Source organism: Arthrobacter sp. Y3223065, assembly GCF_059090885.1.
This window is the reverse complement of record NZ_JBNHGC010000003.1, coordinates 86,711-98,905: the sequence shown is the minus strand read 5'-3', so window position 1 is coordinate 98,905 and position 12,195 is coordinate 86,711. Positions and strand designations below refer to the sequence as shown.

Genomic DNA, 12,195 nt, shown 5'->3' with positions numbered 1-12,195 from the left:
GTTACTGATCGCCGAGACAATCGCTGCAATAGATGCCCACACGGGCACCGCCGGCCAGCCCCAAATCAGAAGCGAGGCGACGCCGAAGAAGGCCGCTGAACCGCTGGCAGCAATCACAATGCGGCCCCAACTAAGTCTTTGTCTCAAACCAGCACCCCCGTTTCTAGGCCACACCCTGCCGTCCTTTCGCCTATAAGTACAGGGAGGCCCCCACTGCGATCGAGAATTGGTCAACGATCGCCAGCGACGAAAAGGCCAGCCGCACAGACGATGCAGAGCGCACCGACCAAACCCAGGGAAAGCAGTGCTGTCCGCTGAGACCCCAACGGTTCCCCTTCCCGCCGTGGCCGTGCGATGTTGTAGATGGCCGATCCTAGAATCAGGATCAAACCGGTGATGAGGAGCACCAGTGCCTGCTGCTGCATGGCCCCATCCTTGCACCGCGACCTTGGGGAGACCGTATCGTGGTCTCATGACTTCCAGCCTGTCGGCCGGTCTGTGGCCGCCTGTGGAGGTCGCACTGGCTCATGCGGTGGAGAAGATCCCAGGCCCCGGGGCTCTACCCGGCGGAGCCTGGTAGTCGGAATGGCCAACAGTCCCTACGCTGGGAGCATGTCGGAGCAGCCGCCGAGGTCCAAGCTTGCCCCGCGGTTTCTTTTGCTGCTGGTCGCCATTGTGCAAACGGTCTTCGCCCTCTATGTGATCTTTGCTGCGCTCTACAACTTCTGGCTGGGCTTGGGTGCGGTGTTACTTCTGGTGAGCGGTTTGTCCCAGTTCATGACATGGCGAAAGCTAGGACGTTCTCCTGACCCCGACGCCCGCTAGCCGCTCCGGGCAAGCAACCCTTTTTGTGCAGCAGGACGACTACGCCGGCGTGGTGACCCCGGGTGTCTGTTCGGCAAGCGTTAGCCCAACTCCCAGGCCACCCCTAGGCTTGGGCCATGACGGAGGTTCTGATTTTTGGCTCGGCCCTCATCGGATTCGGTATCGCTGTTCTTACTGACATCGAGCGCGACTCAGGAGATCAGACTGCGCGAAAAATACTCTGAGCCGTTCTATGGCTAGGGTTCACACTCGTGCTGGTGGCGTCGGGCTATGCGTCGTTTTGGGCGATGATCTCTGCGGGTATTGGTGCCATGGCGGGCTTGCGCTATCGCAGGTGGCTCCGAAATCGAGCCGAACAGCGGCACTAGTCCCGGTGAAGAAAAAACAGATACGGATCGCCTTGGCTGCTTTGTATGCTGTCGCCGCAGTCGCAGCTGTTCTCACGGGCCACTTACACCAGTTGCTCGTCATGGGACTGCCGACGATGATCGTGACTTACTGGGCCGCCGGAATTGGTCTCAGGGCCTATGAAGAGCGGCAGAGGGAAGCCGAAGGCGGGCGCCCGCCCAAGTAGAAGGGTGGGGGTAGCCCCTCGTATGAGGGCCTATTACGAAGACGCGGAGCATCTCTCCAATAGCTTCTTCCGTCGCGCTCTAAGCTGGCGTCTTCCAAACCGTTAGAGCTATCAAGAAGATGATGGCGAACGCCGCAATGCACAGACCTCCGGTAAGGCACAGCGCGAGCATCATCTTTCGTTGCGGCCCGAACGGCTCCCCTTCTCGTCGGGGATGTGCAATGGCGAAGACGGATGAGATCCCAACCAGTACCAGGCCGACGATGAGAAGGATCAGCGCTTCGGGATGCATGGGCCCATACTCCCATCGCTCCGCCTCTGGTCACTTCACGCGTTCGATGAATTCAGCCAGGTCCTTGCCGCACTGACCGTAGTCATAGACCGTCGTTTCCATGCGCGGTGAGCACTGCGCGTCAATACGTGCAGGCGTGTTCTCGGGCAGGCGAATTGAGATGACTTCTCCCCAGGTCCAGATATTGGGCCGGATGTATACCTTGATCATTGAATGCTGGGTCTGGACCTTGACGTATTTCGCATGGCTCTCGGCAATCGTGAAGATCTTATGGCGAAGAGCATCGTGATCGCCGTGCCAATCGAAAGAACCGACTGCCGATGCCCCTCTCACCGATACCCCTTTGCTGCGCGAGGCTTCGTTCGTTATGCGAGTCCGGCGGCCCAGAAACATCACCAATCCCACGCTGACGACAGCACCAGCGGCCAACAGAACCGGAACGTAAACCGGGATCCCCATGTGTCATATCAAACTCGATGGGGTCGCGTAGCGCCAGCGGAGCGGCGCGCCTGATGATGTGCGCATCCCCAATGGGGCGGGCGCCACTGTCACGCCTCGTTTACTTCTTCCTCTTGCGATCTGCCTGAGCCAAAGCAGCTACAGAGATCAGCAGAAAGACCTACCGCGGTGCCCCAAAATCCGACGTTGCCCTGGGCTACGAGGATCAGAGACCACACAAGGCCGACTCCGGCGCCTGTGGCGAGAATCCAACGGAATCTGCGCATCGTTCCTTCTGTTTTCATGGGGACATGGGCTGATGGGCGCTAGGCTACCCGCATGGGGAAAGAGCCGGTCGGCAGGTTCGGCGCTCTGACACAAAAACAAGCGCTGCTCTTGGCTGCTATTTGGATGGTCGGCGGTATTGCTACCGCTGTGCTGCGCCTGGCGAACGGTGAGTCCCTTCTCGACAGCCTGCTCATTTCCACAGTATTTTTCGTCGGCGCCGGACTCATGTTGGTGGCGTCGCGCATAGCCAAGAGCCGCACCGAAGGAAACCGGCGCTGATCTCTCACCGTGAGACGCGGCCGAATCAGCCCAGAAGTGTTCGTTCGGCAAGCTGAATATGGGGGTTAGCGTGCAAGAGAAAAAGAGCGTGACGGGGAAAATGATCCTTGTTTTCGTTGCCATCGGAATCGGTGTCGCTGTTGTGGTGGGGGCAATTTTCGGATGGGAATACTCGATCCTCGGCCTGGGTGCAGGGCTGGGGCCCTGGATCGGCGGATACTTCGGCAATAAGAAGGCGCGGGAAGTCGACAAGTACCGCGAGGAGCTCATCAAGGGCCGGAAGCGACCTTCCACGGAGGAAGATCCGAAGAGCTGAGCTGGACCGGCTCAGCCGCCTTCCTTGCCACAAAGGTGGCGGTCCGCCACCTTCCTTGCCACAAAGGTGGCGGTCCGCCCGCGTCTCCGCCATCGCCGGTCTTTGTAGACGACAATCGAGAATTGATCAACGATCGCCAGGTGATCTCTCCGGCGATGTTCTTGCACAGCAGGTCCCGCAGGTGCGGGTCGTCAAGATAATGTCCGGGCGAGCCGTTGACGCCGTCGATGTACGCCATTCGCTCCTCGACCTCGGCTTCGGTGAGGCGCGTTGGTTCCGGATCAGGCTGCCACGGAGTGGTCGAGCTGGTGTCTGCCATGGTCGGCCTTTCAGTCGTGAGTAGTGGTGGGACGGAAAAGCCCCCGAGGAGCGTAATGCTCCCCGGGGGCTTTTGTGTTGCCTGGCGTGGCCGCAGGGCTTACGGGCAGCGGATCTGTGCGCCGTTTTTGTCAACGGTCCAGCAGACGCCCATGGAGCTGCGGTCGCCGATAACGCCGCCACCACCACCGCCCGACTTCTTCGTCCGCACAGTCTTAGTGACAGTGGAAGAGGACCTTTTGACCTTCCCGTTGACGGACTTCGCGTTCGCCTTCACGGACACCGTGTACTTGGTGTCCTGCTTCAGCTTCGTGAATGTCGCCGTGGTGCCGGTGGTGGTGTAGACCTTCACCGTTTTCTTGCCCTGCTTCAGCGTGACGGTGTACCCGGTCAGCTTGCCGGTGACAGCCGGCTTCTTCCAGGAAACCGTGACGCTGCCCTTACCTGCCGACGCCTTGACAGACGCCGGTGCGGCAACCTTCACAACCGAAGCCGAAACCGTCTTCACGGTCTTGGAGACCGTGGAGGAAGCCTTCCGGGATTTGCCGTTGGGAGAGACGGCGTTCGCTGTCACGTACAGCCTGTAGCTGGTGCCGGCCTTCAAACCGGTGAAAGTCTGCGAAGTGTTCGTGGTGACGAACGTCTTCACGGTCTTGGAGCCCTGCTTCAGTGTGACCGTGTAGTTCGTCAGCTTGCCGGTGACGGCAGGCTTGCCCCATGAAGCGGTGATTGAATCCGTGGTAGCGGACGCATTCACGGACTTGGGAGAAGCAACACTGACGATGTTGGCGGGGTCCTTCGCGGTGGTAACCGCCTTCTGGATGATTCCGGTGTGTCGCCTGCCATCGTCAGCGATCGCGTCGCCGTGGACCGAAATAAGGTACTTGGTTTCCGGCTTCAGTCCCGTGACGGTCAGGGAGGTGGCCCCGGCACCGGCATTGATCCATCGGTCGCCGCCCGCTCCCTCAACCCGGATCCGGTAGCCGGCGGGGGTGCCGCGTACGAGAGGCTTCGGCCAGTTGACGGTGACCCTGTCAAAGCCGACCTTGCTCATGGTGAGGGAAGTGGAAGGCGGGAAGGTCACCTCCGCCGTGGAGTCCTTCCGGGTCGTGAAGTCGACCGTCACGGGGGCGGAGGCGATCTTGTGCAGGCCGTTCGGGGATACCGCGTTGGCGCGGACCTCGGCGGTGTAGGCCGTATCGGGCAGAAGGCCGTACAGGAACTCGATAGACGCGTGCGGTACAACGACATTCCTTACGAGGGCCGTGCCCCTCTTCAGCGTCAGGGTGTAGTTCACGATTTTGCCGACGTAGAACCGCGGTTCATACCAGGACAAGACTGCGTGGGAGTTGGTGAGCTCCCGGATCTTGAGATCGCGCACGGGATCCGCGAGCACGGTGTCGGCCTCGATGCCGGTCTTGAAGCTCACCCAGGTGACCGGGGATGGGTTAAGCCCGCCCTCGCGCCCTCCCACCCAAATTCCGATCCGGGTCTCGGTGTTTTCGCTCAAGCGATGGGCGCGGAATTCCCCTACCGGATCAGAAGTGTATTCGTCGGACCCGGTTCCCACGTTGCGGGTTTCCCGGCCCTCCTGTTCGATGATGAAGTTGTAGGTATAACCCAGCCCTCGATAACCGGCCGGTATCGCCCAGGTCAGCGTTGCTGAATCGAAGGAGACTTTGGAGACTTTGACATTGGTCGGTGCAGCGGGCGGCACCTCCGGGGCGACCGGCGTGGCGTAGGCCGGCGCAGCCGTCAGGGCAGTGGCGGCAACGCCGCCGCCGGACAACAGGACGCCGGCCGCCAGGACCAGCGACAATCCTTTTCTGAATTTCAAGGTGATAAACCTGCCCTACTTCTAGATGGATGGGCGAGACAGAACCTTCACGAAAAATAACCTCGGAACTTGCAGCGCTTGATGAGAACACCAAAGGGCCTGTCGAAGCGGTTCTACCTCCCTTGTAGGTATCGACTCGTTCCGGGCAGATGTAAGTGAAGCGGCGCCGATTTGCTGTATCGACGCCGACAACTTGCCAGTAAACCGTCCATCGGTACAGGGACGTGATTCGTACGCCTTGCCGCCCTCGACTATCGAAGCAGCGTGACAGGAGATACGACATCGCGGTGCATTCGATCGCGACGGATAAACTCCTACATGCCCAGTGAGGCGCATACCGAGGGCCTTCCTCAGGCGCTACTCATCGTCGGAAACATGTACTAGATGCCAGCCGTCCCAGCCCGGATGTTTCCGAACTTCCAGTGTTCGCAACGGCGACGTCGACGTGGCCTGTACCTGGAGGCGCCAAAATTCGACGTCAACAATGTTGCCCTGGCCGCGCCCGGCGGGCAGGTTGGATTCCCACCAATTCCACCGGCTGAACCAGTGCAGCGGCTCGGCCGCTACCGGCCAGAGCCGGCCCCGCCAGCGCACCGCCAACGGCACCCCGTGGGGCGTGAAGCGGAGTTCGACCGGCTCATTGAGCGTTCGCTGGCCTGTGTGTTCCTGTACCGCTGTCATTGGCCTGTCCCGTCCTGTCTCCCAAAGCCGTGTTCCGTACCTGATCGTTCCGCCGCCGCACCGCGGATGCCCACACCCAGGTCACCCGCCGGACCCCTGCGTCCGTCCAGGTGACCTGCACCGCCCGGGACGTCCAGCCGAACGCCTCACCGGCAACCAGCTCGGCCGAACCCGGGAACCGGATCCACGCCCACACCGGCACCCCGGGCACCACCCGGGTCACTTTGCAGTGCTCGAGGTCCAGTTCCTCCGGGGTCAGCGACACCGGCTCGGCCCGCCTGGTGTAACGGGCCGCCAGCTTCGCCAGCGCGTCCCGATCCATCCCTTAAAAATAGAACACATATTCTAATAAAGCGAAGAGACGGAACGACAGATGCCCGCGTCTTTGCCCCGGCCATTGAGTCCAAGGTGTGCCTTGTATCGTGGGCTCATGGATGCCAAGCTGCCGGCGGCGCTGAGCCTGCCGGTCAAGGTGGCCTTGGCCCGCGCGGTGGAAAAGATGCCGGGCCGCGGCGCGCTGCCCGGGGGAGCTTGGTACGAACCCAAATGGGACGGCTACCGCGCGGTCATCAGCCGCGACGGGGATGAGACGTCCATCTGGTCCCGGCAGGGCAAGAACCTTTCCCGGTACTTCCCCGACCTGGTTGAGGCGGCGGGGGAGCAGCTGCCGCCGGGCTGCCTGCTCGACGGGGAAGCGGTGGTCTGGTCGGGGGAGCGGCTGGACTTCTCCGCCCTCCAGCAACGCATGAGTGCGTCGGTGAAATCGCTGCCCGCGCTGGTGCGCCGGGTGCCGGCCCACTTCGTCGCCTTCGACCTGCTCGCCGCCGCCGGGCACGACATCCGCAGCGAACCGTTTCTGACCCGGCGGGAGCTGCTCGAAGAACTCAGCCAAGACTGGGACGGACCCCTCGAACTATCCCCGGGCACCACCGACCCGGACACCGCCGCCACCTGGTTCGAGGAGTTGCCCGCCACCGGCATCGAAGGACTCGTCATCAAGGGCGCCGGCCAACCCTACGAGGGAGGGCAACGGCAATGGCAAAAAATCAAACACCGCGACACCGTCGACGTTGTATGCGCAGCAGTCATCGGTCCGCTCACCCGGCCCGAAGCCATCGTCGCCGGACTGCCGATCGACGGGGAACTCCGGATTGTCGGTCGTTCCGCGCCGCTGAAGGCGGCGGCCGCGAAACTGCTGGGATCCCAGTTGCAGGCGGCCGGCCGGGATCATCCCTGGCCGCACCGGGTGAAATCCACGGCCATGGACCGGTTCAATGCCGACGCCGGCGAAACCGAGCTGACCCTGGTGGAACCGCTCGTCGTGGAAGTGTCAGCCGACACCGCGATGTCCGGGACATCCTTCCGCCATGCAGTCCGCTTCCTGAGGGCCAGGCCGGAGCTGGATCCGGAATCGGTGTCCGCGCCCAGGACGCGGTGAGGCCGGAGATAGAGTAATGGCCATGGCCAGCCGTGAGATTGCCCTGCCCGATGACTACCAGGATCTTTTGAAGGTTCTGAAGGAGCGGGTGCGCGGGACCCGGGCACAAGCGGTGCGGACGGTAAATTCCCAGTTGATCGGGCTGTACTGGTCGATCGGGCGGGACATCCTGCAACGTCAGGATGCCGAAGGCTGGGGCAGTGGCGTCATCGCCCGGCTTGCCGAAGACCTCAGGGCAGAGTTCCCGGAGATGAAGGGCTTCTCCCAGCGAAACCTGCAGTACATGGCCACCGTTGCCAAAGCCTGGCCTGATGCAATTGCGCAGCAGCCTGCTGCGCAATTGCCCTGGGGCCATCTGATGGTCCTGGTCGATAAGCTCAGCGATCGTGAATCCTTGGACTGGTACGCGGCCGCAGCGGTGGAGCACGGATGGTCCCGGAACGTGCTGATGAACATGATCATGAGCCAGACCATGGAACGCACCGGCTCCGCGCCGTCGAATTTCGCCGAACTGCTGCCCGCGCCAGGTTCGGAGCTGGCACAACAGGCAGCGAAAGACCCGTACAACTTCGAGTTCCTCGGCCTGTCCGGTGAAGTCGCTGAACGGGATCTGGAGCAACGGCTGACCGACCGGATCGTGGAGACCCTGCGCGAACTCGGCCCCGGCTTCTCCTTCGTCGGCCGGCAGGTGCATCTGGAGGTCGGGGGAGACGACTTCTACATCGATCTGCTCTTCTTCCACGTCGAACAGCTTCGCTACTACGTATTCGAGCTGAAGACCGGCCGGTTCCAACCCGAGTACGCCGGGAAACTGAACTTCTACGTCGCCGTGGTCGATGACCTGCTCAAGCGCGATTTCCACCACGAAACGGTTGGGATCCTCATCTGCGGCAGCAAGAACGACCACACCGTCCGCTACGCGCTCGGCCGCACGACCTCGCCCATGGCGGTGTCCGCGTACACATACGAGCAGCTGCCCGCCGAAGACCAGGCCTTGGTGCCCGGGGAAGACAAGCTCACCGCCGCCCTGGACCGACTGCCCGACAACTAACAACCGTCCCTGCTGGGACAAGTCCTGGACGCCATGGAACGCGGTGGAAGGGAGGCGGGGAACAGCCCCGCGGTTGGGGGGATTGCGGGGCTGTTCCTCTCGCTGGGTGCCTTCGGCGCCGCACCGGCAGTTGGGGGAACGCCGGGGCGCTGCTTGGAGCGGGCACCGAAACCAGTCTTTCAGAAGGCGGCCAGTTAAACGAGTCATGCCGCGTGTGGTGGGCCAGTCCTTTCCCGGATTCCGGCAGTGTTCCTTGTGGGGCACGCTGGCTCTCTTGCTGCAGGTTCAGCCCTCGCTTAGGTTGAAGGTGGACTGCCGCGGGCGGGCTCCCGTTGGGGGAGTCGGCGCTGCCGTTCCAGGAGGAAGAGATCAGCATGGCAACAGGCACCGTCAAGTGGTTCAACGCCGAAAAGGGATTCGGTTTCATCAGCCAGGACGATGGCGGGCCGGATGTATTCGCACACTTCTCGGCGATCGCATCCAGCGGCTACCGCTCACTGGAAGAGAACCAACGGGTCGAGTTCGACGTCGCCCAGGGACAGAAGGGGCTGCAGGCCGAGAATATCCGCCCGCTCTAAGCTTGGCCACGACCGAAGCCCCGACGCTGCGAACGGTCAATATTGCAAGTAGTTTCCTTAAGCAAGCAGCTACTGCACTCGGTGCTGTGTATATATTGCTTTGCATGAGAAACAGGATCGCCAGCTCTACGGGTGAGCGCGTCAGGATCCCGGTGGCTGCTGCGGGAGGTGTGGGGTTCTCTTTTCTCGGGTCCTGACTGACTTCGGTAAAACGTAGAGCACTCCGCGGCTAAAGCCACATCGAGACACCAGCGGGCGATCATTCTGCGCTCGGTACACGCCAGCGGCATCAGCTTCCACACTAAGGACACCCCCACAGCCAGCAGAAGCTGTGTCGGCTGTCAGGTTCTTCACGACCACACACATACCACCAGGAGTGCGTTGGGGTCGGGCAAAGCGTTTTACTACCTGACAATTTCTGCTCTGCGAAATGGTTATTAGGCAGAGGAGTTCCTCGGGATATGACCTGAAAGAAATACGAGATCGCATCAAAGAAAGTAAGGCTGCTGAATAGTTGAAAGTTGAAGTAATGACGTCCACGGGAATATGATTCGTCAAGGTTCTTGATGGAAGCTTTACCAAAAACTTCCCAAAGGTCGCCATGCATCCTGTATCCCAAACAATCACGCGGGGCGCCGATCAGCCCGTGCTGAGACCCGGTGTCCTTTGTAGTCCAGAGGTCGAGTTCCTCCCCGACGGCGTCGTCTTCGTTCGCTGGCCTTCGCATGCAACGATCGAAGAGCCTGATGCTTTGGCGGCGATATCTCTCATTGAAGGGCTGGGCGGGGACGAGCCCAGGCCGATGCTGGTCGACATGCAGGGAATGCGTTCTGCCAGCTCCGCAGCGATGACAAGATTTGCCAATGGCCTTCCCGCGACAAGGATGGCACTGGTCGGAACTTCCCCGGTTGAGCAAACGATTGTGCAGTTCTTCCGCACGATTCACCGGCCGACTTACCCTGCCACGTATTTCACCAAGGACGCGGAGGCGCTGCGGTGGCTCACAGGCGGGCAATACAAGAGTGCCCTGGACGCAGTTCCAGAGACTCAAGAGAAGCGGGATCCGGGCTCTTGCGCGGTCGATGACACCACCGTCCCCACACGATGGTTCCGCATAAGCAAAGCACTGACCGGGCTGGTTCGTTCCGCAGTGGAGGCACAACCTGAGCTGCCATCCTTGCGGACCCGCGTGATGCGGGCCCGCAGACGGTTCATCCTGATGGAAATATCTCTCACTGGTTGGGAGGCCCCGCCGAGCGTGCGCTCAGCGGGGCCTCTTCCTGCCCGGTGATGTGGGCTCACGTCCTTCGGTCGCGGTGCAGGATCGCCGGTCTGCTAGGAAATGGTGAGCTGGTCGCCGCAGGGCTGGGTTGGCCCGGGCCACCACATGTCAACACCTGTCATGACCTCGGGCCAGCTGTGTCCTTGTCCTCTCAGTGGTTGTGCTTGCCGTCGTGCCCATGATGATCGTGTTCCTTTGGGTCCGGGGCGACCCGGTAGATGGTTCCGTTGGCGTCTTCGCTGACCAGCATGGCGCCGTCTTGGGTGACCGTGATGCCGGTGGGGCGGCCGAAAACCCGTTCTTCATCCAGCGCGAACCCGGTCATGAAGTCCACGTACTCCCCGGTCGGCTCGCCGTTGACCATGACGGCCCGGACCACTTTGTACCCGGTCCGGTGTTCACGGTTCCAGGACCCGCGCAGTGTGGCGAAGGCATCACCGTGGTACTTACGCGGGAACGCTTCGGCGTCGTAGAACTGGACTTGCAGGGTGGAGGAATGGGCTTGGATCAATACCTCGGGCGCGATGACCTCGTCCTGCAGGTCCGGGCGCTCACCGGCGTGGGCGGGATCCTCAAAGCCGCCGGTGTAGAACCACGGCCAGCCATAGAACCCGTCCTCCTGCACGGTGGTCAGAAAGTCGGGCGGGACATCGGCGCCGAGATGGTCGCGTTCGTTGCCCGTGCACCACAGTTCGTCGGTGGCCGGTTGGATGGTCATGCCTGAGCAGTTGCGCAGCCCGGTGGCGTAGTTCCGGACGTTCTCGCCCTCCGGGTCGAAGACGCGGACCACGGCCCGGTCCTCCTCATCGGCCCAGGCAGCGCCCCGTCCGTGGGTGGCCTCCCAGTCCTGGATTTCCTCGGCGGTCTTCTCCGGCATGTCACCGGCGACATTGGAGGCCGAGCCGATCGAGACGAAGAGGTGCTCCCCATCCGGGGCCACGGCCAGATCCCGCGTCCAGTGCCGCTCGGTGGGGATGTCCGAGATGATCACCTCGGCCGGCCCGGCGGCCACGCGGTCGCCCTCACTGTAGGGGTAGCGCACGACCTGGTCTGCCGCGGCCACGTAGACATACTCCGGGTCCTCCTGGGGGTAGAACGCGATACCGAAGGGCCGATCAAGGCCTTCGGCAAAGACTTCGGGCTCGGCCGAAAGTTCTCCATCGGCGTCGGCGGCGAAGACCAGGACGCGCCCGGCGCCGCTCTCGGACAAGAAGACGTCGCCGTTGGGGGCGAGGCGCATGACGCGGGGCTGGTTGAAGCCGCTGGCGAATTCCTCCACCTCAAAGCCCTCCGGAACCTCCGGCATCACCCCGGCCGGCCGATCGACCACCGTGGGCTGCCGTTCGAAGTCGGGTGCTTCGGGGTCCCCTTCGTTTACCGGCGGGGGCAGCTCCTCGGCTCTGATCCAATGCCGATCGCCGGGTTGGTCCTGCTCGGCAGGCGCCGTGACCAGGGGCGCCGGCGAGGCGACAGCGGTCGAACCCGGCAGCAGGGACATGGACAACAGCAGAGCTACCGGGATTGAAGAACGCTTCAAAAATATGGACGTGCGCATAGTTTCCTCCGCGAAACTATGGGGTGGTGGCGTGCCGCTCCGGCTGCCTCGCGCGGGCTTGCAAAGCACCTGCCACCACGGTGACTTCTTGATTTTTTCGCCGTTCGGGTGCTTGCGAGAAGAGCGAACGGGAACACTGCCAACAAACAAACGTGGCGGTCGCAGAAGAAGACGACCCGGGTGACGTCAATCACGTCAGCTCCGATCATAGTGACACAGATGGGCGGCAACAAGTCGAGGGCGAGACGCCAAGCATCTCGGCCATGAGGCACGCATTACTACTCCCTAGGGGAGGTACCCCGCTCCAAGGAGCCTGTGCGCTCTGCTTAAGCCGGGCGTCAGGGCATTTGCTATCGGGCGTCATTTGCCGGACTCGGCGACCCCGAGGTGTCCGGCCGCACTGGTGCCGAGGACGCGCTGGGCGAAGGCGGCGTACCGACGAG

General features: G+C 62.2%; 14 protein-coding genes. 8 read left to right on the top strand and 6 right to left on the bottom strand.

What is annotated here, in order from left to right:
* Positions 1-230: 230 nt before the first annotated feature.
* Positions 231-425 carry a hypothetical protein gene (locus tag AC5RUK_RS09055; protein WP_494151961.1) on the bottom strand — a complete coding sequence of 65 codons (195 nt, stop codon included), beginning with the start codon at positions 423-425 and terminating at the stop codon, positions 231-233.
* 187 nt (positions 426-612) lie between these two features.
* Between AC5RUK_RS09055 and AC5RUK_RS09050 the strand changes: the two genes are divergently transcribed.
* Both AC5RUK_RS09050 and AC5RUK_RS09045 read left to right on the top strand, forming a co-directional pair.
* Complete coding sequence (locus AC5RUK_RS09050; RefSeq protein ID WP_494106679.1) at positions 613-825, top strand: hypothetical protein; 213 nt, start codon at positions 613-615, stop codon at positions 823-825.
* A 373-nt stretch (positions 826-1,198) separates the two neighbouring features.
* Complete coding sequence (locus tag AC5RUK_RS09045) at positions 1,199-1,399, top strand: hypothetical protein (protein ID WP_494151960.1); 201 nt, start codon at positions 1,199-1,201, stop codon at positions 1,397-1,399.
* A gap of 79 nt (positions 1,400-1,478) precedes the next feature.
* On the opposite strand, the gene AC5RUK_RS09040 is transcribed toward AC5RUK_RS09045, so the two are convergent.
* Positions 1,479-1,691 carry a hypothetical protein gene (locus AC5RUK_RS09040; protein WP_494106678.1) on the bottom strand — a complete coding sequence of 71 codons (213 nt, stop codon included), beginning with the start codon at positions 1,689-1,691 and terminating at the stop codon, positions 1,479-1,481.
* 30 nt (positions 1,692-1,721) lie between these two features.
* Positions 1,722-2,150, bottom strand: coding sequence for a hypothetical protein (locus AC5RUK_RS09035; RefSeq protein ID WP_494106677.1), 429 nt, complete (start codon positions 2,148-2,150; stop codon positions 1,722-1,724).
* Positions 2,151-2,468: 318 nt separating this feature from the next.
* Here AC5RUK_RS09035 and AC5RUK_RS09030 point away from each other — a divergent pair, with 318 nt between their 5' ends.
* Together AC5RUK_RS09030 and AC5RUK_RS09025 are read left to right on the top strand one after the other, a co-directional pair.
* Entirely contained in the window at positions 2,469-2,696 is a 228-nt protein-coding gene (locus AC5RUK_RS09030) for a hypothetical protein (protein WP_494106676.1), read from the top strand.
* Positions 2,697-2,784: 88 nt separating this feature from the next.
* On the top strand, positions 2,785-3,012 hold the full coding sequence (locus AC5RUK_RS09025; RefSeq protein ID WP_494106675.1) for a hypothetical protein: 228 nt from the start codon (positions 2,785-2,787) through the stop codon (positions 3,010-3,012).
* A gap of 418 nt (positions 3,013-3,430) precedes the next feature.
* Here AC5RUK_RS09025 and AC5RUK_RS09020 read toward each other — a convergent pair whose 3' ends face one another.
* Together AC5RUK_RS09020 and AC5RUK_RS09015 are read right to left on the bottom strand one after the other, a co-directional pair.
* A complete protein-coding gene (locus tag AC5RUK_RS09020; protein ID WP_494106674.1) occupies positions 3,431-5,167 on the bottom strand; it encodes a fibronectin type III domain-containing protein in 1,737 nt (578 codons plus the stop codon).
* 637 nt (positions 5,168-5,804) lie between these two features.
* Complete coding sequence (locus AC5RUK_RS09015; protein ID WP_494106673.1) at positions 5,805-6,170, bottom strand: hypothetical protein; 366 nt, start codon at positions 6,168-6,170, stop codon at positions 5,805-5,807.
* A 108-nt stretch (positions 6,171-6,278) separates the two neighbouring features.
* Between AC5RUK_RS09015 and AC5RUK_RS09010 the strand changes: the two genes are divergently transcribed.
* From AC5RUK_RS09010 to AC5RUK_RS08995, 4 genes are all read left to right on the top strand, one after another.
* A complete protein-coding gene (locus AC5RUK_RS09010) occupies positions 6,279-7,286 on the top strand; it encodes an ATP-dependent DNA ligase (RefSeq protein WP_494106672.1) in 1,008 nt (335 codons plus the stop codon).
* 22 nt (positions 7,287-7,308) lie between these two features.
* Complete coding sequence (locus AC5RUK_RS09005; protein WP_494106671.1) at positions 7,309-8,337, top strand: PDDEXK nuclease domain-containing protein; 1,029 nt, start codon at positions 7,309-7,311, stop codon at positions 8,335-8,337.
* 374 nt (positions 8,338-8,711) lie between these two features.
* Positions 8,712-8,915, top strand: a complete 204-nt coding sequence (locus AC5RUK_RS09000) for a cold-shock protein (protein WP_493950230.1) — start codon at positions 8,712-8,714, stop codon at positions 8,913-8,915.
* A 601-nt stretch (positions 8,916-9,516) separates the two neighbouring features.
* Positions 9,517-10,206 carry a DUF7793 family protein gene (locus AC5RUK_RS08995; protein ID WP_494151959.1) on the top strand — a complete coding sequence of 230 codons (690 nt, stop codon included), beginning with the start codon at positions 9,517-9,519 and terminating at the stop codon, positions 10,204-10,206.
* A 142-nt stretch (positions 10,207-10,348) separates the two neighbouring features.
* Here the strand turns inward: AC5RUK_RS08995 and AC5RUK_RS08990 are convergent, their stop codons facing one another.
* Positions 10,349-11,752, bottom strand: a complete 1,404-nt coding sequence (locus tag AC5RUK_RS08990; protein WP_494129189.1) for a PQQ-dependent sugar dehydrogenase — start codon at positions 11,750-11,752, stop codon at positions 10,349-10,351.
* Positions 11,753-12,195 lie beyond the last annotated feature (443 nt).